19 protein-coding genes are annotated in these 20,645 nt (G+C 64.8%); 10 read left to right on the top strand and 9 right to left on the bottom strand.

Features of this window, described 5'->3' with window-relative positions; all coding sequences use genetic code 11:
- Positions 1 to 56 precede the first annotated feature (56 nt).
- Positions 57 to 1,835 carry an acetolactate synthase 3 catalytic subunit gene (locus tag AC1RRP_RS14065; RefSeq protein WP_493037182.1) on the bottom strand — a complete coding sequence of 593 codons (1,779 nt, stop codon included), beginning with the start codon at positions 1,833 to 1,835 and terminating at the stop codon, positions 57 to 59.
- A 289-nt stretch (positions 1,836 to 2,124) separates the two neighbouring features.
- Between AC1RRP_RS14065 and AC1RRP_RS14060 the strand changes: the two genes are divergently transcribed.
- Genes AC1RRP_RS14060 through AC1RRP_RS14035 form a run of 6 tightly spaced genes read left to right on the top strand, consistent with a single transcriptional unit; the run spans position 2,125 to position 5,422 of the window.
- Positions 2,125 to 2,691, top strand: a complete 567-nt coding sequence (locus AC1RRP_RS14060) for an RNA polymerase sigma factor (RefSeq protein ID WP_493037180.1) — start codon at positions 2,125 to 2,127, stop codon at positions 2,689 to 2,691.
- Complete coding sequence (locus tag AC1RRP_RS14055) at positions 2,688 to 3,131, top strand: DUF3619 family protein (protein WP_493037178.1); 444 nt, start codon at positions 2,688 to 2,690, stop codon at positions 3,129 to 3,131. The genes AC1RRP_RS14060 and AC1RRP_RS14055 overlap by 4 nt, the downstream gene beginning before the upstream one ends.
- Before the next feature lie 9 nt (positions 3,132 to 3,140).
- A complete protein-coding gene (locus AC1RRP_RS14050; protein ID WP_493037176.1) occupies positions 3,141 to 3,884 on the top strand; it encodes a DUF3106 domain-containing protein in 744 nt (247 codons plus the stop codon).
- A complete protein-coding gene (locus tag AC1RRP_RS14045; RefSeq protein ID WP_493037174.1) occupies positions 3,881 to 4,414 on the top strand; it encodes an RDD family protein in 534 nt (177 codons plus the stop codon). Before AC1RRP_RS14050 ends, AC1RRP_RS14045 begins: the two co-directional genes overlap by 4 nt.
- A gap of 28 nt (positions 4,415 to 4,442) precedes the next feature.
- Positions 4,443 to 4,841 (top strand): diacylglycerol kinase, encoded by a 399-nt coding sequence (locus AC1RRP_RS14040; RefSeq protein ID WP_493037172.1) that lies wholly within the window; start codon positions 4,443 to 4,445, stop codon positions 4,839 to 4,841.
- Complete coding sequence (locus AC1RRP_RS14035) at positions 4,838 to 5,422, top strand: LOG family protein (protein WP_493037170.1); 585 nt, start codon at positions 4,838 to 4,840, stop codon at positions 5,420 to 5,422. The genes AC1RRP_RS14040 and AC1RRP_RS14035 overlap by 4 nt, the downstream gene beginning before the upstream one ends.
- Here AC1RRP_RS14035 and AC1RRP_RS14030 read toward each other — a convergent pair.
- Positions 5,419 to 5,757 (bottom strand): P-II family nitrogen regulator, encoded by a 339-nt coding sequence (locus AC1RRP_RS14030; protein ID WP_493037168.1) that lies wholly within the window; start codon positions 5,755 to 5,757, stop codon positions 5,419 to 5,421. The two genes, AC1RRP_RS14035 and AC1RRP_RS14030, sit on opposite strands and share 4 nt — an antisense overlap.
- 54 nt (positions 5,758 to 5,811) lie before the next feature.
- Positions 5,812 to 7,497, bottom strand: coding sequence for an NAD+ synthase (locus tag AC1RRP_RS14025; protein ID WP_493037166.1), 1,686 nt, complete (start codon positions 7,495 to 7,497; stop codon positions 5,812 to 5,814).
- Positions 7,498 to 7,524: 27 nt separating this feature from the next.
- Between AC1RRP_RS14025 and AC1RRP_RS14020 the strand changes: the two genes are divergently transcribed.
- The gene (locus tag AC1RRP_RS14020) at positions 7,525 to 8,784 is read left to right on the top strand and encodes a GNAT family N-acetyltransferase (RefSeq protein WP_493037164.1); all 1,260 of its coding nucleotides are present in this window, start codon (positions 7,525 to 7,527) and stop codon (positions 8,782 to 8,784) included.
- A 4-nt stretch (positions 8,785 to 8,788) separates the two neighbouring features.
- Here AC1RRP_RS14020 and AC1RRP_RS14015 read toward each other — a convergent pair whose 3' ends face one another.
- The 3 genes from AC1RRP_RS14015 to ppa all read right to left on the bottom strand — a co-directional run bounded on the left by AC1RRP_RS14015 (position 8,789) and on the right by ppa (position 11,853).
- Positions 8,789 to 10,543, bottom strand: coding sequence for a methyl-accepting chemotaxis protein (locus tag AC1RRP_RS14015; protein ID WP_493037162.1), 1,755 nt, complete (start codon positions 10,541 to 10,543; stop codon positions 8,789 to 8,791).
- A gap of 90 nt (positions 10,544 to 10,633) precedes the next feature.
- Complete coding sequence (locus AC1RRP_RS14010; protein ID WP_493037160.1) at positions 10,634 to 11,134, bottom strand: chemotaxis protein CheW; 501 nt, start codon at positions 11,132 to 11,134, stop codon at positions 10,634 to 10,636.
- Positions 11,135 to 11,310: 176 nt separating this feature from the next.
- Positions 11,311 to 11,853 (bottom strand): inorganic diphosphatase, encoded by a 543-nt coding sequence (gene ppa / locus AC1RRP_RS14005; protein WP_493037158.1) that lies wholly within the window; start codon positions 11,851 to 11,853, stop codon positions 11,311 to 11,313.
- A 224-nt stretch (positions 11,854 to 12,077) separates the two neighbouring features.
- Between ppa and AC1RRP_RS14000 the strand changes: the two genes are divergently transcribed.
- From AC1RRP_RS14000 to AC1RRP_RS13990, 3 genes are all read left to right on the top strand, one after another.
- The gene (locus AC1RRP_RS14000) at positions 12,078 to 14,144 is read left to right on the top strand and encodes a sodium-translocating pyrophosphatase (RefSeq protein WP_493037156.1); all 2,067 of its coding nucleotides are present in this window, start codon (positions 12,078 to 12,080) and stop codon (positions 14,142 to 14,144) included.
- A 329-nt stretch (positions 14,145 to 14,473) separates the two neighbouring features.
- A complete protein-coding gene (locus AC1RRP_RS13995; protein WP_493037154.1) occupies positions 14,474 to 14,989 on the top strand; it encodes a hypothetical protein in 516 nt (171 codons plus the stop codon).
- Between the two features lie 112 nt (positions 14,990 to 15,101).
- Positions 15,102 to 15,761 (top strand): response regulator transcription factor, encoded by a 660-nt coding sequence (locus tag AC1RRP_RS13990; RefSeq protein WP_493037152.1) that lies wholly within the window; start codon positions 15,102 to 15,104, stop codon positions 15,759 to 15,761.
- Positions 15,762 to 15,786: 25 nt separating this feature from the next.
- Here AC1RRP_RS13990 and AC1RRP_RS13985 read toward each other — a convergent pair whose 3' ends face one another.
- The 3 genes from AC1RRP_RS13985 to AC1RRP_RS13975 are packed head-to-tail and all read right to left on the bottom strand — an operon-like array spanning position 15,787 to position 20,605.
- The gene (locus AC1RRP_RS13985; protein ID WP_493037150.1) at positions 15,787 to 17,721 is read right to left on the bottom strand and encodes an ATP-binding response regulator; all 1,935 of its coding nucleotides are present in this window, start codon (positions 17,719 to 17,721) and stop codon (positions 15,787 to 15,789) included.
- Positions 17,718 to 18,668 (bottom strand): ABC transporter substrate-binding protein, encoded by a 951-nt coding sequence (locus AC1RRP_RS13980; RefSeq protein WP_493037148.1) that lies wholly within the window; start codon positions 18,666 to 18,668, stop codon positions 17,718 to 17,720. Before AC1RRP_RS13980 ends, AC1RRP_RS13985 begins: the two co-directional genes overlap by 4 nt.
- On the bottom strand, positions 18,668 to 20,605 hold the full coding sequence (locus AC1RRP_RS13975) for a TonB-dependent receptor plug domain-containing protein (protein ID WP_493037146.1): 1,938 nt from the start codon (positions 20,603 to 20,605) through the stop codon (positions 18,668 to 18,670). The genes AC1RRP_RS13980 and AC1RRP_RS13975 overlap by 1 nt, the downstream gene beginning before the upstream one ends.
- Positions 20,606 to 20,645 lie beyond the last annotated feature (40 nt).

Below are 20,645 nucleotides of genomic sequence, written 5' to 3'. Positions count from 1 at the left end.
GCGAGCAATAGATTCGTCTTCAGTTGAGATGGTGCGGCCTGGATGGCCGCACCGGCTTACAGGTCTTCGGCCCCCAGCAGCATCTCGGTGATGCCCATGCCGGCCTTGACCATCGGGAACACGTTCTCGGTGGGGTCGGTGCGGAAGTCCATGAAGACCGTGCGGTCCTTGAGCTTGCGCGCTTCGCGCAGCGCCGGCTCCACGTCCTGCGGCTTCTCGATCAGCATGCCAACGTGGCCATAGGCCTCGGCAAGCTTCACGAAATTGGGCAGCGCGTCCATGTAGCTGTGGCTGTAGCGGCCGGAGTACTCGATCTCCTGCCACTGGCGCACCATGCCCAGGTAGCGGTTATTCAGCGACAGAATCTTGATCGGCGTGTTGTATTGCAGGCAGGTCGAGAGTTCCTGGATGCACATCTGCACCGAGCCTTCGCCCGTCACGCAGAAAACCTCGCTCTCGGGCTTGGCCAGCTTGATGCCCATGGCATAGGGGATGCCCACGCCCATGGTGCCCAGCCCCCCGGAGTTGATCCAGCGGCGCGGCTCGTTGAACTTGTAGTACTGCGCCGCCCACATCTGGTGCTGGCCAACGTCGGACGTGATGTAGGTGTCGACGTCCTTGGTCATGTTCCACAGGGTCTCGATCACGAACTGGGGCTTGATCACATCCTTGTTGCCACGGTCGTACTTCAGGCAGTCGCGCTTGCGCCAGCCGTCGATCGCCTCCCACCAGGCGCCCAGCGCATTCGCGTCGGGCCGGACCGGGCTTTCCTTGATCATGGCGATCATCTCGGTCAACACATCCTTGACGTCACCCACGATCGGGATGTCGACCTTGACGCGCTTGGAGATGCTCGACGGGTCGATGTCGATGTGGATGATCTTGCGCTCGTTCTGTGCGAAATGCTTGGGGTTGCCGATCACGCGGTCATCGAAGCGCGCCCCCACGGCCAGCAGCACGTCGCAGTTCTGCATGGCGTTGTTGGCCTCGATCGTGCCGTGCATGCCCAGCATGCCCAGGAACTTGGGATCGGTGGCCGGATACGCCCCCAGGCCCATCAAGGTGTTGGTGCAGGGATACCCCAGCATGTCCACCAGGGTGCGCAGTTCCGCCGTGGCGTTGCCCAGCAATACGCCGCCGCCGGTATAGATGTAGGGGCGCTTGGCGGTCAGCAGCAACTGCAAGGCCTTGCGGATCTGGCCCGCGTGGCCCTTGCGCACGGGGTTGTACGAGCGCATGGTCACCGACTCGGGGTAACCGGCGTAGGGCACCTTCTTGAAAGAGACGTCTTTCGGGATATCCACCACCACGGGGCCGGGGCGACCGCTGCGCGCGATGTGGAAAGCCTTCTTCATGGTCTCGGCCAGGTCGTTGGCGTCCTTGACCAGGAAGTTGTGCTTGACGATGGGGCGGGTGATGCCCACGGTGTCGCACTCCTGGAAGGCGTCCAGGCCGATGGCGGCGGTGGGCACCTGACCGGTGATGATCACCATCGGAATGCTGTCCATATAGGCCGTGGCAATCCCGGTGATGGCGTTGGTGACGCCCGGGCCGGAGGTCACCAGCGCCACGCCCACGTCGCCGGTGGCGCGCGCATAACCGTCAGCGGCATGCACGGCGGCCTGCTCATGGCGCACCAGGATGTGCTGGATGGTGTCTTGCTTGTAAAAAGCGTCGTAGATGTGCAGGACGGCGCCGCCGGGATAACCCCAGACGTACTTGACGTCCTCAGCCTGAAGGGCCTTGACCAGGATCTCGGCGCCGCGCAGCTCTTCGGCCTGGCCGGCAGCACTGGCTGCGGCGGCGGAAGTGATTTCAGCCTTGGAAATTTCCATGATGAACCTTTGTGAATTTCTCTGACGAAAAACCTTGGGTGCCCCTTCGCAAACGCTTGTGGCATCGCGTCGGGACTTGAGGTCAAGGACATGGGCGCCATGGATAGCCGCGCCGGACCGTGACCCGTTTGCTTTTTGATTCGCAGCGATCATTATCGCACTGCAGCATTCAAATTCGCGGTCGTGCGTGCATAAATGTCAGGCTCGATGCCATAATCCTGCCCCAAAGCGGCCTTTTGGGGCCGCCATCCCATCACAGAGACTCCCTCGCGCCCCCTGGTTCCAGCCCTTGGCCACCGAACAAGAACTGTCCGACTTCCTCAAAAGCGTGGAAAAGCGCGCTTTCAAGCGCTCGGTCTACCATGTACGCAATGAGGAGTCGGCGCTGGACATCGTGCAGGACAGCATGATGAAGCTGGTGGAGCACTACAGCCACAAGCCGCCCGATGAGCTGCCGATGCTGTTTCAGCGCATCCTGTCCAACACCACCCTGGACTGGTTTCGCCGGCAGAAGACACGCAACGCCCTGTTCTCCAACCTCGGCGACTTCGAATCCGAAGGGGATGACGGCGAATTCAATCTGTTGGAAAATCTCGACAGTTCGGACGCCTCCACCCAGGTGGAAAGCGCGGAAAGCTCGACCCAGCGAGCCCAGATCTTCCGGGAAATCGAGCTGGAAATCCAGGAATTGCCAGCCCGTCAACGGGAAGCCTTCCTGATGCGTTACTGGGAGGAACTGGACGTGGCGGAAACCGCCGCGGCCATGGGCTGCTCCGAAGGCAGTGTGAAAACGCACTGTTCCAGGGCGGTCCAGGCTCTTAACAAAGCCTTGAGGGCCAAGGGAATACAACTATGAAGACCATGTCCGTCACCGCCAATCTGTCCACCCAGGACCGCTACGGCCGCCAGTTGGCAGCCTATCTGGACGCGTCCGCCCAGCAACTGCCCCACGACATCAGCGAGCGGCTGCGCGTCGCACGCCAGCAGGCCCTGGGTAAATACCGTGAAGTCCAGGTCCGGGAAACCGCCAGCGTTTCCCTCGGTGGTGGCGTGGCGACACTGGGTGCTGGCGACGACGAGCGCGGACTCTGGCCCCGGCTGGTGTCCCTCATCCCCCTTCTGGCCCTGATCGCAGGTCTGGTGACCATCCAGATGGTGGGAACCGAGCAGATCGCCGAAGAGCTGGCCGAGCTCGATGCCGCCATCCTGACCGACGATCTGCCCCCCGACGCCTACTCCGACCCCGGCTTCGCCCAGTTCCTCAAGGCCCGCATCGATAAGTTGCGGCAGGACTGAGATTCCGCCATGGAACAGCTGCCCCGCCCTCCCTCTTCTCGCCGGCATATCTCCGGACCGGGTGGTCTGGTCGCCGTTGTGCTGCTCGCCTTGTGCTTCCCGGCATTGGCCGCGCCGTCCGAAGGCACGGCCGGGCAGACCGTCACCGGGCGATCCCTCTACCGCCACGACAGCACCGCCCGGAGCACCAGCGGCAATGCCGTTGTGGCCGCGGCACCCCTCCAGAACAAGCCGACCTGGAAAGACCTGACCCCGGCCCAGCGCCAGGCCCTGCAGCCCCTGGCCCCGCACTGGGACCGCCTGAGCGAGCAGCACAAGCTGAAATGGCTGGCCCTCTCTAAAAACTACCCGACCCTCAGCGCCGAGGAGCAGGTCAAGCTGCATCTGCATATGAGCAAGTGGGCCACCTTGAGCCAGCAGCAGCGCACCCAGGCCCGCCAGAATTTCAAGGAAATCAAGAAATTGACGCCTGAGGAGAAAGCCAGCCAGTGGGAGGCCTACCAGGCCTTGAGCCCGGAGGAAAAACGCCAGCTGGCCAAGCAGGCCAAAACCCAGCCCGCCGGCGTGGCCACCGTCAAACCCGGCACCAGCCCCAAACTGAGCCAGGTGCCCCGCCGGTCGGCGTCACCGCGCCCCAATCTGGCTGAGGCTGCATTGCCGGTCCAGCAGCACACCCTGCTGCCGCGGCCGGAGGCCGCACGCAGCGAGCCTGAACGCTCGCCCTACGAAGACGAGCCCGCCGAAGCGCAGTGATTCCGGACCGCACGACCGCGCCCGAGGCGCCAGGGGACGGGACCCCCCCTGTCACTCCCGGCCTGTGGAGACGCATGGCCTGCTGGCTGTACGAAGGCATGCTGCTGTTCGGGGTGGTCTTCATTGCCGGCTACCTCTTCAGCGCCTTGTCCCAGACCCGGCACGCCCTGGACAACCGCTTTTTGCAACAGGCCTTCCTTTTTGTCGTGCTGGGGATTTACTTTGCCTGGTTCTGGTCCAAGGGTCAGACACTGGCCATGAAAACCTGGCATATCCGCGTGGTGGACCTGGCCGGCCGGCCCCTGACGCAGCGCCGCGCTCTGCTGCGCTATGTACTGAGCTGGCTCTGGTTCCTGCCTCCGCTGGCGGCCACCGCTCCCTTCAGCCTGTCTGGGGCCGAATCTGCAGTCATCGTGCTCGGCTGGGTGTTGGTCTGGGCCCTGCTCAGCCGCTTTCATCCCGCCCAGCAGTTCTGGCATGACGCGCTGGCCGGCACCCGCCTGATCGATGCCCGCCCCCGGCAGGCCTGATGTCATCGGGCTGGTGGACAATCAGCGTATGCCCGATTTACACCACACCACCGTCAACCCGCAAAAAGCGCGCCGCGGCCTGAGCCGCATCTGGCACGCCCTGGGTTACTCTGTCGAGGGCCTGCGGGCCGGCTGGCATGAGACCGCGTTTCGCCAGGAGGCCCTGGCCGCCCTGGTCCTGCTGCCGCTCTCATTCTGGATCGGCCGCAACTGGGTGGAAACGGCCCTGCTGGCTGGCGCCGTCCTCTTTGTCATGATCGTCGAGCTGCTCAACACCGGCATCGAGACCGCCATCGACCGCATCGGTCCCGAATGGCACGACCTGTCCAAGCGCGCCAAGGACATGGGCAGTGCGGCCGTGCTGCTGAGCCTGCTGCTGTGCACAGGCATCTGGTGCGCCGCCCTCTACCAGCGTTTCCTCGCATGAGCCCCGCCTTCTCCCTTTGTGTCTACTGCGGCTCGCGCCCAGGCCTGGACCCGCAATTTTCCGACATGGCGCGCACCGTGGGACAGTGGATCGGACGGCATGGCGGCCAGTTGGTCTACGGCGGCGGAAAAGCCGGATTGATGGGCATCGCGGCTGAAGCCACCCTGCAAGCCGGTGGCCGCGTTGTCGGCATCATCCCGAAGGCGCTGGTGGAAAAGGAATGGGCCCTGCACGAGTGCACCGAGCTGCACATCGTGGACACCATGCATGACCGCAAACGCATGATGGCCGAGCGTGCCGACGCCTTCGTGGCCTTGCCAGGCGGCATCGGTACTTTCGAGGAGCTGTTCGAGGTCTGGACCTGGCGTCAGCTGGGCTACCACGACAAACCGGTCGGGATCCTGAACAGTGGCGGCTATTACGACGGTCTGCTGGCCTTCCTGGCCGCAACCGTGCAGCAGCAATTCCTGAGTGACTGGCAGATGAGCCTGATCCAGACCGGCGATGAGCCGGTGGCCCTGCTCAGCAGCCTGGTACAGGCGGCCGGTTTGGCGCCCGCGCCGCGCCTCGACGGAATTTAGATCGCCGAGTTGTCGAGTTCACCGGTGCGGATACGCACCACGCGCTCGACCGAGGTGATGAAGATCTTGCCGTCGCCGATCTTGCCGGTACGGGCCGCCTTGACGATGGCGTCGACGCAACGGTCCACGTCGTCGGTCTTGACCACCACCTCGACCTTGACCTTGGGCAGGAAGTCCACCACGTATTCGGCCCCGCGGTAGAGCTCGGTATGACCTTTCTGGCGGCCGAAGCCCTTGACCTCGGTGACGGTCAGGCCGGTCACGCCGCACTCGGCCAAGGCCTCACGTACTTCCTCGAGCTTGAAGGGCTTGATGATGGCGGTAATCTGCTTCATGAATCTTCTTCCTGTCGGTGAATGAGCTGACGGTCGGCCTGTCTGCGATGCAAGTCAGGCCCGGAACTTGTTGGTAATAGGATAACGCCAATCCTTGCCAAAACTGCGGTGGGTAACCCGGATGCCCACCGGCGCCTGGCGCCGCTTGTATTCGTTGAGCTTGATCAGGCGCGTTACCTTCTCCACATCGGCCCGTGCATACCCCTGGGCCACGATCTCCTCGATGCCCTGGTCGTTCTCCATATAGCGCTCGACGATCGCGTCCAGCACCTCGTATTCAGGCAGGCTGTCCTGGTCCTTCTGGTCCGGCCGCAACTCGGCGCTCGGGGGGCGTGTGATGATGCGTTCGGGAATCGGATGGGCACCGCTGCCGTGCGGGTCATGGGCATTGCGCCAGCGCGCCAGCCGGAACACCGTGGTCTTGGCCAGGTCCTTGATCACGGCAAAGCCGCCGGCCATGTCGCCGTAGAGTGTGCAGTAACCGGTCGCCATCTCGGACTTGTTGCCCGTGGTCAGCACGATGTGACCGCTCTTGTTGGACAGGGCCATCAGCAGCGTGCCGCGGATGCGGGCCTGGATGTTCTCCTCGGTCGTGTCCTCCGGCAGGCCCCTGAACTCCTGCGCCAGCGAGGCCTTGAAGGCCTCGAACTCAGGCACGATGGAGATCTCGTCGTACTGCACGCCCATGCGGCGGGCCATGTCCCGTGCGTCGATCAAGCTGATGTCGGCGGTGTAAGGTGAGGGCATCATGACCGTGCGCACCCGCTCGGCCCCCAAGGCATCGACCGCGATGGCCAGAACCAGGGCCGAGTCGATGCCGCCGGACAGGCCGATGATCGCGCCGGGAAACCCGTTCTTGCCCACGTAGTCGCGCACGCCCAGAACCAGGGCATCCCAGAGGTCGGCGTCCGCGCTGCGATCAGGCTCGATCGCCCCCTGCAATTGCACGCCGGCCGCGCTGCGCTGCAGGTCCACCACGAAGGCGTCCTCGGCAAAACTCGGCGCCCGTGCTGCCAACGCACCATCGGCCTGCAGGGCGAAAGAATGCCCCTCGAAGACCACCTCGTCCTGGCCACCGACCAGATGGGCGTAGACCAGCGGCAAGCCGCAGTCCCGGGCCCGCAGTCGCATCATGTCCTCCCGCTCACCGCCCTTGCCCACGTGGAAGGGTGATGCGTTGATCACAGCCAGCAGCTCGGCGCCGGCCGCACGCGTTTCGCGTGCCGGCGCTTCGTACCAGGCGTCCTCGCAGATCAGCAGTCCGACCTTGAGACGCGCACCGGCCGCACCCGCCTCGAACACGCAGGTATCCTGCCCCGGCACGAAATAGCGCCGTTCGTCAAAGACCTGGTAGTTGGGCAGCTCGCGCTTGGCATAGCTGGCGATCACCCGCCCTTCGCACAGGACGCTGGCCGCATTGACGCGGTTGGGCACGGTGACCGAACGCGTACGCCGTCCGCTCGCTTCGACGGCAGCGGGATGCCCCACCACCACCGTCATGTCCTTTAACCCGGCCAGCTCGCGGGCCACTGTTTTCACGGCATCATCACAGGCGGCGATGAACGATGGCCGGAAGAACAGGTCTTCTGCCGCGTAGCCGCAGATGGAAAGTTCGGGCGTGAGCAGTAGCCGGGCCCCGTTCGCGTGGGCCGCGCGGGCCGCTGCAATGATTTTTTGAGCATTGCCCGCCAGGTCGCCGACGACAAAGTTGAACTGGGCAACGCAGATACGCAAGGTCATGGAAGGCAAGGAAAGTCGGGAAGCAGCGTGAGCAAAAGCAATTATGTCATCCGGGTGCTTGATTCCCCGCTGGAGCTCGATGCCGGGGCCTGGAACGGATTGCTGGTGCAGCAAGCCCAGCCCACGCCCTTCATGCAGCACGAATACCTGGCCGCGCTGCACCGCAGCGGCAGCGCCTGCCCGGCCACGGGCTGGACACCGCGCTTCGTCACCCTCTGGGACGCCGCCGGGGTCTTGCAGGCGGCCTGTCCGTTGTACATCAAGTCCCACTCACGGGGCGAATACGTTTTCGACTGGGCCTGGGCCGATGCCCATCTGCGTCACGGCCTCCCCTACTATCCCAAGGCCGTGGTGGCTGTCCCCTTCACGCCGGTACCAGGCAGCCGCCTGCTGGCACGCGACGCTGCCTCACGCGCTGCACTGGTCGAAGCGGTACTGAACCTGTGCCGCGACATCGGCCTGTCCTCATGGCATCTGCTCTTCGGGCATCCGCTCGATCTCCAGGCCTGCGAGCGCGCGGGGATGATGCAGCGCCATACCGTGCAGTTCCACTGGAGCAACAGAGCCCCCACGCTCGGCACTGACGTGTCCTCGCTGCCCCCTGAGGGGGCGCGTTTCGCCTTGGGTCGGCCCGGCGGCGAAACCGTCTTGCTTCCGCTACCCTACCGCGACTTTGACGATTTCCTCTCCGCGCTCAACCAGGAGAAGCGCAAGAAGATACGGCAGGAACGGCGCAAGGTGATCGAGGCCGGCGTGACGCTCAGGCACGCCCGCGGACCGGCCATCACCCCCCAGGACTGGGATTTCTTCTACCGCTGCTACGAGCAAACCTATCTCGAACACGGCAACCCGCCTTACCTGAGCCGGGCGTTCTTCGCGGAGATCGCCCACACCCAGGCAGACCACTGGCTGCTATTCATCGCCGAACGCCGAGGCCAGCCCATCGCCTGTAGCCTGATCGCCGTCAGCGACACCGGATCGGAGAAGGTGGCCTGGGGACGCTACTGGGGGGCGCTGGAGCGGGTTGACTGCCTGCACTTCGAGGCCTGCTATTACAGCCCGCTGCAATGGTGCATCGCCCAGGGCTACCAGCGCTTCGAAGGCGGGGCCCAGGGCGAGCACAAACTGGCCCGGGCCCTGCTCCCGGTGCGCACCAGCAGTGCCCACTGGTTGTCGCATCCGGAATTCGCCAGCGCCATCGAACGCTACCTGGAGCGCGAGGCCCTGGGTATCGCCGACTACGTCGATGAACTGGAGCGGCACTCCCCGCTGCGGCAAGCGGACTAGGACCTCAGAAGGTTTCCCAGTCGCCGTCATCGCCACCGGCCTTGGCGCTGAGCTTGGGGGGCTCGCGCCGGGTCGCCGGTGCCGCTGGCGCAACCGCCGGAGCAGCGCTTGCGCCCGTTGGACGGGGCGCAGCCGCGCGCACAGGCAGACCGGCAGAATGGGCTGCACGCACAGCAGGGGCCGGCGCTGAAGTCGGAACGCTGAAGTCGTGCTGCCGGGCATCCACCTTGAACACGGCCACCGCCTGCACCAGATCCAGCGCCTGGCTCTTGAGACTGCTGGCGGCCGCCGCCATCTCCTCCACCAGGGCCGCGTTCTGCTGCGTGGCCTGGTCCATCTGCGTCACGGCCTCGCCGACCTGTCCGACGCCTTGGCTCTGCTCGCTGCTGGCCGCGCTGATCTCGCCCATGATGTCGGTCACGCGTCGGATGCTGGCCACCACCTCGGTCATGGTGCTGCCCGCCTGGTCGACCAGGGCCGTACCCTGCCCCACGCGGCTCACGCTGTCGTTGATCAAGGTCTTGATCTCCTTGGCTGCTTCGGCCGAGCGGCCCGCCAGGCTGCGCACCTCGGCGGCCACCACGGCAAAACCGCGACCTTGTTCGCCCGCACGGGCCGCCTCCACGGCGGCATTGAGCGCCAGGATGTTGGTCTGGAAGGCGATGCCGTCGATCACGCTGATGATGTCGGCGATCTTCTTGCTCGAATCATTGATGCCCTTCATGGTCTCGACCACCTGGGCCACCACTTCACCGCCCTGCATGGCCACGGTGCTGGCGCTCTGGGCCAGCTGGTTGGCCTGGCGGGCGTTGTCGGCGTTCTGGCGCACGGTGGAGCTCAACTCCTCCATGGACGCGGCCGTTTCCTCCAGCGCGCTGGCCTGGCTTTCGGTACGCGCGCTCAGGTCGTGGTTGCCCTGGGCGATCTCGGCGCTGGCGGTCGACACCGATTCACTCCCCTGACGCACCCGGCTGACGATGCGCGCCAGGTTGTGCTGCATGGCCGCCAGGGACTGCAGCAACTGGGCCACCTCATCGGTTCCGCGCGCCGGAATATGCGTCGTCAGGTCTCCCTCGGCGATATGGCGCGTGGAAGCGGCGGCCTGCTGGACCGGCTGCACGATGGAGCGCGTGACCAGATAAGCCAGGACGATGCCCAGCAACACGGCCAGCACGGTGCCGCCCGTCTGGGCCAGCTGGCTGCGTGCGGCAGTCGCCTCGGCCTCGTCCTGTGTCTCGGCGAGGATCTGGCGGGCATGGCCGGCCACCCGATCCACGGCCTTGAGATAGGTTTCCGCCAATGGACGCAATTCGCTATCGACCGCACCTAGGATGTCTTCCCCTGCCTTCTGCCGTTTGATCAGGGCGGCACGCGCATCGACATAGGTCTTGCGGTCCTTGGCGACAACTGCCATTAGCTCCTTCCCCGCAACGTCTTCCATCAGGCCTTCGAGCTGCTTCTGGTCATCGCTGATGGCCTTGGAGGTGGCCGCCATGTCTTTCTGCAAGGCATCGATATAGGCCTCGTCACGGGTTTTCAGCGCCGCCGAGGCCCGCACCCAGTTGATGGCAATCTGTGAGGCCCAGCGCTGGGCCAGCAGGCTGCGCTGCAATTCGACCGTGGCGATCTCGTGGCTGGTGTCCCTGAGGGTCCCAAGGCGCCAGACACCCAGTGCCGAGACGGTGGTGGTAATGACGAGCACCGCGGCAAAGGCCAGGGCCAGGCGGGTGCCAATCCGGAATCGAAGCCAGAAATCCATGCGGGTCTCCTTCTCCTGCTATCGCCACGCTCCCTGTGCCCCACAAGAGCAGCAAGTGTCAGACCCGTCGACGCGGGCTTGTCCTGTCGCTCAGCTGATGACCGTGGCCAGCATGCCCATCTCGGCATTGCTCATCAGTGCCTCCATGTTCATGACTATCAGCATGCGTTCGCCCACATTGGCCAGACCGGTGATGAAGCGAGTGTCCAGCGTGGTCTCGAACTGCGGCGCCGGCTTGATGGCATCTGCCGCCAGCGTGACGACGTCGGAGACGGAATCGACCACAGCGCCGATCACGGTGCCTCGCACATTGAGGATGATGACGACGGTGAATTCGTTGTACTCGACCTTGTCCAGGGCGAGCTTCATGCGCAGATCAACGATGGGCACGATCACCCCGCGCAGGTTGACCACCCCCTTGATGAAGGCCGGCGCATTGACCATGCGGGTCGGCTCTTCGTAGGAGCGGATCTCCTGTACGCGCAGGATATCGATGGCGTACTCTTCCTTGCCCAGGCGCAGGGTGAGGTACTGACCGGAAGCCGCTGTGGCGGCCGCGCTGCCGGAACGGGTTTCGCTGCTGGGCTGCATGCTCTTTGCTCCTTCGTGGCGTGGTACGCCAGATTGACCTTCAGGGCATGATACACGCGAGGATCCACGAGGTGTAGCTCAAACTGGGCCGGAAAGACCCTGCGATTCTCGCGCGTGCACATGAAAAAACGCCGACAGGCCCAAGGGCCTGTCGGCGTCGCATTCAGCAGAGACGATCAGCCTTTGGAGGCCTTGCTGTTGTAACTGGCGATGCCGTCCAGGATTTCCTTCTTGGCCGACTCCGGGCCTTCCCAGCCCAACACCTTGACCCACTTGCCCGGCTCCAGGTCCTTGTAGTGCTCGAAGAAATGCTGGATGGTGTTCAGGCGCATCGGGTTCAGGTCTTCGGGTTTTTGCCACTGCGTGTAGATGGACAGGATCTTGTCGATCGGCACCGCCAGCACCTTGCCGTCCTCACCGGCCTCGTCCTGCATCTTCAGGATGCCGATGGCACGGCAGGGAACGACCACACCGGGGATCAGGGGTACGGGCGTGATGACCAGCACGTCCACCGGATCGCCGTCACCCGAGATGGTCTTGGGCACGTAGCCGTAATTGGTCGGGTAGTGCATGGCCGTGCTCATGAAACGGTCCACGAAGATGGCGCCGGTTTCCTTGTCCACCTCGTACTTGATGGGGTCGGCGTTCATCGGGATCTCGATGATCACGTTGAAAGCTTCGGGAACATTCTTGCCAGGGGTGACGTTGTCGAGGGACATGGTTGCTTCTTGCTGAGTTGAGACGGAATCAGATCGGTATTAACCCTGATTTTACTTGCTCCGCACTGACGCCCTCTTGAAACGGACGGTTTTCACGTTACAGTCCGCCCGTTGGCCAATCGTCCTGTCAGACCCGTGGGCTGTCGCGGCGAGGAAGCAACGCATCGGTGGCTCCGCCCCCTGCGTTGCCACCCCTACGCGATACAACAACACAGGAGTTTGATATGACAGGCAATTCAGCGCTGATACTGGCGCTCGTATGCGGACTGATCGCCGTGGCCTACGGCATCTGGGCTCGCAGCTGGATCCTCTCGCAAGATCCCGGCAACGCCCGCATGCAGGAGATCGCAGCGGCCATCCAGACCGGTGCGGCCGCCTACCTGGCGCGCCAGTACAAGACCATCGGCATCGTCGGCGTCGTACTGGCCATCCTGATCGGCCTTTTTCTTGACATGCAGACCGCCATCGGCTTCATCATCGGCGCCGTGCTTTCGGGCGCCTGCGGTTTCATCGGCATGAACGTCTCGGTGCGCGCCAATGTGCGCACCGCGCAAGCGGCCACCCGGGGCATCGGCCCGGCACTGGACGTGGCCTTCCGCGGCGGCGCCATCACCGGCATGCTGGTCGTGGGCCTGGGCCTGCTGGGCGTGACGGCCTTCTACTGGTTCCTGGTCGGCAACGGCAACCTCAACGCCAGCAGCAATCTGGCCAAGCTGCTCAACCCGCTGATCGGTTTTGCCTTCGGCTCCTCGCTGATTTCCATCTTCGCCCGTCTGGGCGGTGGCATCTTCACCAAGGGCGCCGATGTCGGCGCCGACCTGGTGGGCAAGGTCGAGGCCGGCATTCCCGAGGATGATCCGCGCAACCCGGCCGTGATCGCCGACAACGTGGGCGACAACGTGGGTGACTGCGCCGGCATGGCGGCCGACCTGTTCGAGACCTACGCCGTGACGCTGATCGCCACCATGGTGCTGGGCGCCCTGCTGGTCACCGGCGCCGGCACCAGTGCCGTGATCTATCCGCTGGCCCTGGGCGCGGTGTCCATCATCGCCTCCATCATCGGCTGCTTCTTCGTCAAGGCCAGCCCCGGCATGAAAAACGTGATGCCGGCCCTGTACAAGGGCCTGGCCGTGGCCGGCGGGCTCTCGCTGGTGGCTTTCTTCTTTGTCACGATGTGGCTCATTCCGGACAACGCCATCACCGCCAGCGGCAGCCAGATGCGCCTGTTCGGAGCCTGTGCCGTCGGCCTGGTGCTGACCGCCGCGCTGGTGTGGATCACCGAGTACTACACCGGCACGCAATACGCGCCGGTGCAGCACATTGCACAAGCTTCCACCACCGGCCACGGCACCAACATCATTGCCGGTCTGGGCGTGTCCATGCGCTCCACGGCCTGGCCGGTGATCTTCGTCTGCATCGCCATCTGGGTGTCCTTCCAGCTGGCCGGCCTGTACGGTATCGCCGTTGCCGCGACCTCCATGCTGAGCATGGCCGGCATCGTGGTGGCGCTCGACGCCTACGGCCCCATCACCGACAACGCCGGCGGCATTGCCGAAATGGCCGAACTGCCCTCCAGCGTGCGAGACATCACCGACCCGCTGGACGCCGTGGGCAACACGACCAAGGCCGTGACCAAGGGTTACGCCATCGGCTCGGCCGGCCTGGCCTCGCTGGTGCTGTTCGCCGACTACACCCACAAGCTGGAGTCCTTCGGCAAGGTGATCAGTTTCGACCTGAGCAACCCGATGGTCATCATCGGCCTCATCATCGGCGGCCTGATCCCCTACCTCTTCGGCGCCATGGCCATGGAAGCCGTCGGCCGTGCCGCCGGGGCGGTGGTGGTGGAAGTGCGCCGCCAGTTCCGCGACATCAAGGGCATCATGGACGGCTCGGGCAAGCCCGAGTACGACACCGCGGTCGACATGCTGACCACGGCCGCCATCAAGGAAATGATGATCCCCTCGCTGCTGCCGGTGGTGGTGCCGGTCCTGGTCGGACTGGTGCTCGGCCCGGCAGCGCTGGGCGGCCTGCTGATGGGCACCATCGTCACGGGCCTCTTCGTGGCCATCTCCATGTGCACCGGCGGCGGCGCCTGGGACAACGCCAAGAAATACATCGAAGACGGCCACCATGGTGGCAAGGGCAGCGAGGCCCACAAGGCCGCTGTGACCGGCGACACCGTGGGCGACCCCTACAAGGACACTGCCGGCCCGGCCATCAACCCGCTGATCAAGATCATCAACATCGTGGCACTGCTGATCGTGCCGCTGATGATGAAATTCCACGGCTGAAGAAAATCACCGGTTCCCGCAAGCCCGCCATCCGGCGGGCTTTTTTGTCTGCGAAACAGGCTTGGGACTGGCGCCGGCGCCAGCCGGGCGGCCGGGCACGCGCGACGGGCAGATGATAAGAATCGTCAATGCCTTCACCACGGTGATAGCGCAGACGAGCCTGGCTCAGCACGATCAGCACCAGCTCGGTGCATGGGCCGTGCCTTGCCGGCGGCAGGACGTCATTCTTCCGCCTTCTAACTGAAGTACCTATAATGACCTTGTCGGTGGTGAAGAGCCCGGGCATCACGGGCAAGGTAGGTTCCGTTTCTGTCTTTCGGAGTGCTCCCATGTTCGAATTGTTCCGTTCTTCCCGCAACCCTGCATCTCACAGCCCGTCGGCTGACAGTCCTTCGACGCTGGGTGCCTCCAATCACTCCCAAAACCCGATCAACTACCGGGATCTGGTGCGCATGGTCTTGCGCGACACCCTGCGTCTCAATGGCATTCCGATCGACTGGATCGGTTGTGAGGTCATTGCGCGGCCGCACACCGGTCAGACACCAAACTTCCAGATCAATCTGGTCGTCTACACCTGGCACGAGGGCCTGTTGCGCTACGCGCCCTTGCTCAAACAGCAGATCCTGCAGGGCTTGCAGCACTTCGATCCCGCCAACAATCACAACTCGCATGTGATGGCCTGGGTGTTCGCGCCGACCTGCGGCTTCCCCCACACCCGCATGCCAGGACCGGCTTACTGGCGAGTCTCTGCCGAACTGGGCAAATTCGATCTGCCCCCCTCGCGCAACGATCTGCGCCACGACGACCAGGACCACATCCCCACGGTGCCCACCCCCCTGCGTTGACATCCCGGTCTGAGTGCTGCCGGGGCGGCTCTGGTCACGTCCCGGTCATGCGCCTTGTCTAGCGGGCCTTGCACGACCATGCCGGCCATAGCGCCCATCGTTGGGAACCACTTTGAAGATACTGGTAGTTGATGATCACGCCCTGATCCGCGAAGGCCTGCGCCAGGTTCTGCGCGGACTGGAAGATGACGTCGAGGTGCTGGAAGCCGGCTCCTGCGCGCGCGCCTTCGAACTGGCGCAACAGGAACCCGAACTCGACCTGGTCCTGCTCGACTACCACCTGCCCGACATGAACGGACTGGAGGCGCTGGACGTCTTTGGCCGTGAGCACCCCGCCCTGCCCATCATCGTCCTGTCCGGTTCGGTCAACCCGCGCGTGATGCAGCAAGTCATGCACAAAGGTGCGGCGGCTTTCCTGACCAAGTCCGGCATGAGCGATGAACTGATCTCGGTCACCCGCCTGGTGCTGGCTGGAGGCATCCACATGCCGGCCCTGCCCAGGCTCATGGGCGACGAGGTCACGATGGCCGAGCTGAGCGCATCGCTCCTCACACCGCGCCAGGAGGAGGTGCTGCAGCTGTTGCTCGACGGGTACACCAACAAGGAGATCGGGCGCATGCTCTACCTCTCCGAGGAAACGGTGAAGAACCACGTCAGCAGCATTCTGCGCAACTTTGGTGTCACCACCCGCACCCAGGCGGTGCTGGCCGCCAAACGCCACGGTTATGCCCGTACGGGCAGATCGACGGTGACCCCGAACGAAAACGCCTGAAAGGCCCCTTGCGGCCAGACCCGCGTCACACACCGGATGCAGGCTGGGGGCGGGCCAGGCGGCGGATCAGGGTGCGAAGCTTGGCGGGCCGCACCGGCTTGTGCAGCAGCGGCAGGCCGGCGTCGCGGCAGGACTGGATCAACTCCGGATCGGTGTCACCACTCATCAGACAGGCCGGCAGCGACCTCACCAGGGTGGTACGCAGGTGCTCCAGGGTCTGCATGCCGCTCTCACCGGCCCGCAAGCGGAAATCGCTGAGGACCAGGTCGGGCACGAAACCGCCATCGACAACGGTCAAGGCCCCCTGGAGCCCCTCGACGACGGCCACGACACATCCCCAGGAATCGAGCAGGCCGCGCAGTGCCTGGGCTGACTGGCGGTCATCCTCGATGACCAGGATGCGCAGGCCGCGGACATCATCCACCGGCAGGGGTTCGGCCGCCGCCAGCAGGGACTGCAAATCACCGGGCTGGGCCAACGGCAGTTCGATGCGAAAGCGCGTGCCGTGGCCAGGTATGGAGCACAGCTGCAGTGGATGCCCCAGCAGGCGTGCCGTACGGTCCACGATGTTGAGGCCCAGGCCGAGGCCCTTGCTGCGATCGCGCTCTGGATTGCCGATCTGGTAGAACTCGCGGAAGATGTCTTGCTGGTGCTCGGGAGCGATGCCCACGCCCGTATCCCAGACCTCGATCCACAGGTGGCTGCCACCGCGGCTGCGTCGACAGCCCACCAGGACCCCGCCGTTACCGGTGTAACGCAGGGCATTGCCGATCAGATTGAGAAGGATGCGATGCAGCAGGGTCGGGTCACTCTGCCCCCAAATGTCGCTGCAGCGCAGGCGCAGGCGCAGGCCCTTCTCACTCGCTACCGGCTGCAGCGCACCGCGCAGTTGATCGAACAATGGCGCCAGCGGCACCGGCTGCAACTGGACCCGCACAGCGTCGGCATCGAGGCGGGAGATGTCGAGCAGCGCGTCCAGCAGATCCTGCATGGCGCGCACCGAGGCCTCCAGATTACCGATCAGGTGACGGGTCTCGCGGTCATGCGGCAGCTGGGCCAGCCGTGCCACGAACATGCCCAGGGCGTGAATCGGCTGGCGCAGGTCGTGGCTGGCAGCGGCCAGGAAACGTGACTTGGCACGGGTGGCGGTCTCGGCTTCCTCCTTCTTGGCGCGCAGTTCGGAGGTCGCCAGGGCCACCCGCTGCTCCAACTCGTCGCGACCCTGCTGCAGGTGCTCGGCCATCTGGTTCAGGCCCAGTTGCAGGTCGCGCAAGGGGTCGTCAGGCTGCACCTGTCCGCGCACCGACAACTCCCCCCGGCCGATGCGGTGAATCATGTCGGAGACGCGCAGGATGGGCCGGATCACGCCGCGTCCGATACGCACCGCCAGCACGGCGCCGAAGAGCACCCCGCCCAGCGTCACGGCCAGGCCGATGGCCAGCATGTCGTGACTGCGCGAGACCATGGCCGCGCGCGATACTTCCAACACCACGTGCCCCAGCGGCGCTGCGTCGAGCTGGTTGGCCGGAGCGCCGACCTCAAACAGGTCGTCAAGCCGCAGCTGCGAAGCATTGACCGGCTGGAGCAACAGTTCCAGACCGGTCGTGGCATCAACCCAGCGCTGCTCCTGCGGCCCGAGGGCAGGCAGAATCGTCAGCCCGGACGAACCCGCCAGCGCCAGTGCCTGCCCCTCGGCATTCAGGATCATGACCGAGCGCACATCCGGCTCGCGCAGGGCGCCGGCGGCAATCGCCTGCAGGCTGCTGGTATTGGCCGAGAACAGGCCGTATTCGCTGGCGCTGGCCAGCTGGCGTGCCAGGGAGCGGGCGCGCTGCTGATGGGCTTCGTCGAGGTCGGCGTAGCGCCCGGCCAGGAAAACACTCGACAGCAGCACGGCCACCAGGGTCACCGGCAACAGCGCCGCCAGCAGCATGCGGTCACGGATATCGAAGAATGTCATGGGCCTCGTTCCTGTCGACGCAGACGCTCGGCCAGGTTGCCGGCATCCAGCTTGAGCCCCAGGGAGCGTGCCACGTGCTCGTTGACGCTGACCTCGAACTGCAAGGGGTACTGCGGCACCCCCAGCGGCTGCCCCTGCAGCACACCCCGGGCGATCAGACCGGCCTGCTGACCGATCTGTGCCGGCGTCGAGTAGACCGCCATCAAGGCGCCGGCACGCACATAGGCCGGCGAAAAAGCCAGCATGGGCACCTGGGCCCGGAAGGAGGCCAGCAGGATGTTCTGGATGCTGCTGCTGTTGTAGATCTGCGGATCAGCCAGCGCCAGCAAGAGGTCGGACTCGTCGAGGATCTTTTTCAGGCCGTTGAACACCGGCTCGTCCGGCTTCACCGGCACGCCGACCACCTTGAGCCCACGCGCCTGGGCGGCCGATTCCAGCATGGCCTCATTGGCCTGTGCGTCAGCACCCCACAGCACGCCCACGCGCCGCGCCTGTGGCAGGGCCATGCGCATCAGATCGAGCTGGCGGCCCAGCGGCTGGTTCAGGTAGAGGGCTGAAAACGACGCCCCGGCACGCCGGCCGGTCTCGCGCAGCACCCGCTCGAAACTGGCACGCGGCAACAAGGTACACAACACCGGCGCCGGGGCCGGGGCCGAGGTGCGCCCCAGCAGGCCGCAGGCCTCGGCCCCCAGGGCCACGTAGAGGCGCGGTGCAGCGCCACGGTAAGCCGGCAGATCGGCCACCGTGAGCTGCAGAACCTGCCGCCGGGGCTCCGCCGTCAGCCGGCCCAGTTCACTGGCGATCGCCTCGGCCGCCTCCAGATAGGCCGGGCTGCGCTCGCTGCTCACGACCAGCACCGCCGCTTCGTTGGCGCGCACAACGCCCGCCGCGCACGTCAGCAAAAGCAGAAGCGGCAGGCCATGCCGCAACAGGGCGGACAAAGGCATCAGTTCTCCAGTCGCAGCATCACGTAGGCCTGCTGATGGAAACGGAAACTCGGCATGAAATCCTGGTACGAGGCCCCCAGGTTCTGAACCGCCAGGGACAGTTCAGCCCGCCGGCCGCCCAGGCGCATGGCGCGGGCCAGACGTACATCGGTGCGGCTGAAGGCCGGCGCAGCCTGGTCGGCACCGGGGAAGTGGCTGGCATCGGCCTGGTAATACATCAGGCTGAAATCAAAGCCCTGCGGCAGGTGCTGCATGAACATGAAGCTCTGGCTGCCGTAGAGGCCGACCCTGTTGTCGCTCCCAACCGACTGCGTACTGTCGACCCAGGCCTGGCCATAGATCAGCTGGCCGTCCCGCCAGGGCTTCCATTTGAGCTGGTATTCGTAGCCATGGATGTTGAAATCCTCGCCATTGACGTAATCGAAAGCCTCGTTGTTGTTGCCGCTGCCCGGCAGGCTGTAGCTGGGGCGCTTGACGAAGTCGGTGACCTTTTCCTCGAACACCCGCACATCGAGGCTCAAGACCTTGCCGGGCAGTTCGGCCAGGTAGCCCAGTTCCCGTGTCTGGACCTTCTCCGAACTCACGTTGCCGCGCGCCACATCGGTCGAATCCGCGAGCGCGCCACCGAGGTAATAGCGCACGTTGGCGAACTTTTCAAAGGTGCTCGGTGGCCGGAAAGCCTTAGTCAGGCCATAACGCAGGGTATGCCCTTCGGTCACCAGCCAGTTCAGCATGACACGCGGCGAGGTGTGCTCTCCGCCGATGCTGCTGCGCTCGTACAGGGCGCCGGCATTGAGCAGCAGGTCAGGATGCAGGCGCCACTCGGCGTTGCTGAACAGCCGGGTGAAATCCGTCACGAAGGCCGCGTCGGTGTCGTACAGCGGACGCGAAACCATGGTCTCGCGTCGCAACTCGCCACCCCAGACCAGGCGCAGCGTCGGCGTGGCCCGCAGGGTGTGCTGCATTGAGATGTTCTCATTGGTGGCACGACCACCGAAATCGATGGTCAGCGCCGGCGCCGGCGCGTAGGGAAATTGGTCCCGGATGGACTCGGCCGTGTGTGAGACCTGCAGGGCCAGGTCCTGATCCACACCCAGGCTGCGCTTCCAGTCGAGCTGGATGAAAGCCGTTTCGAGTTGGCGGGCCCGCGGCGCATTACCATCCTGACCGACAAAGCCGACACCCGCCTCGATCACGCTCTGGCCGGTGCGCAACTCCACCATGTCCTGGTTGCTGGTACGCAGGTCGGCGCGCAGGTTGACGCGCTGGACACGGGCACCGCCGCTGTCGCCACGCAAGCCGTTGTCAGCGCGTCCATCGGCGCTGAGCCGGAAGCGCGCGTGGTCATCCCCCCACCCCAGACGCACCAGCGCATCCTGGATGCCGTTGTCGCCTGCGGCAGCCTGGACATGCGTTCCCATGGTATCGACCGGATCGCGTGTGACGATGTTGATCGTTCCCAGGAAGGCCCGCGCGCCATAAGCCGCCGAGTTGGAGCCGCGGTGCACCTCGATGCGTTCGATGTCTTCCAACGCCACTGTCTGCAACCCGGGACCGGTGCTGCCCTGCAGGTAGGTGGAATAGACCGAGCGACCATCCACCATCACCTGCATGTGGTTGGAATAGTCACTCAAACTGGTGTGATAGCTACCCTGGGGCGTGTTGCTCTCGAAGGAGTTGCTGACCCGGAAACCCGGCACCAGGCGCAGCAGGTCGGCCACGTCACGCGCACCGCTCATGCGGATCATCTGCCGGTCGATGATGGTGACCGCACCCGGCGTTTCGTCCAGCCGCTGCGGCAGGCGCGAGACCGAGAGAACAACGGGCACCTCATCCAGGTAATCCTTTTCCGAGACGGCAGGCGACTGCTGGGCTGCAGCCCAGCCAGACATCCCCCAGAGAACAGACAGGCAAATGAGATTGTTCTTGCGTTTCATGAACGGGCTTTCCGGGGATTTGGTCTTTTTCTTATCCCTG

This window comes from Hylemonella sp. GW821-FHT12C09 (assembly GCF_058807395.1).
This window is presented reverse-complemented; position numbering and strand designations above follow the sequence as displayed.

Coding starts and splice junctions, on each gene's coding strand:
- AC1RRP_RS14065 (WP_493037182.1), bottom strand. CDS start 1,835: ATGGAAATTTCCAAGGCTGAAATCACTTCCGCCGCCGCAGCCAGTGCT.
- AC1RRP_RS14055 (WP_493037178.1), top strand. CDS start 2,688: ATGAAGACCATGTCCGTCACCGCCAATCTGTCCACCCAGGACCGCTAC.
- AC1RRP_RS14050 (WP_493037176.1), top strand. CDS start 3,141: ATGGAACAGCTGCCCCGCCCTCCCTCTTCTCGCCGGCATATCTCCGGA.
- AC1RRP_RS14040 (WP_493037172.1), top strand. CDS start 4,443: ATGCCCGATTTACACCACACCACCGTCAACCCGCAAAAAGCGCGCCGC.
- AC1RRP_RS14035 (WP_493037170.1), top strand. CDS start 4,838: ATGAGCCCCGCCTTCTCCCTTTGTGTCTACTGCGGCTCGCGCCCAGGC.
- AC1RRP_RS14030 (WP_493037168.1), bottom strand. CDS start 5,757: ATGAAGCAGATTACCGCCATCATCAAGCCCTTCAAGCTCGAGGAAGTA.
- AC1RRP_RS14025 (WP_493037166.1), bottom strand. CDS start 7,497: ATGACCTTGCGTATCTGCGTTGCCCAGTTCAACTTTGTCGTCGGCGAC.
- AC1RRP_RS14015 (WP_493037162.1), bottom strand. CDS start 10,543: ATGGATTTCTGGCTTCGATTCCGGATTGGCACCCGCCTGGCCCTGGCC.
- AC1RRP_RS14010 (WP_493037160.1), bottom strand. CDS start 11,134: ATGCAGCCCAGCAGCGAAACCCGTTCCGGCAGCGCGGCCGCCACAGCG.
- ppa (WP_493037158.1), bottom strand. CDS start 11,853: ATGTCCCTCGACAACGTCACCCCTGGCAAGAATGTTCCCGAAGCTTTC.
- AC1RRP_RS14000 (WP_493037156.1), top strand. CDS start 12,078: ATGACAGGCAATTCAGCGCTGATACTGGCGCTCGTATGCGGACTGATC.
- AC1RRP_RS13995 (WP_493037154.1), top strand. CDS start 14,474: ATGTTCGAATTGTTCCGTTCTTCCCGCAACCCTGCATCTCACAGCCCG.
- AC1RRP_RS13985 (WP_493037150.1), bottom strand. CDS start 17,721: ATGACATTCTTCGATATCCGTGACCGCATGCTGCTGGCGGCGCTGTTG.
- AC1RRP_RS13980 (WP_493037148.1), bottom strand. CDS start 18,668: ATGCCTTTGTCCGCCCTGTTGCGGCATGGCCTGCCGCTTCTGCTTTTG.
- AC1RRP_RS13975 (WP_493037146.1), bottom strand. CDS start 20,605: ATGAAACGCAAGAACAATCTCATTTGCCTGTCTGTTCTCTGGGGGATG.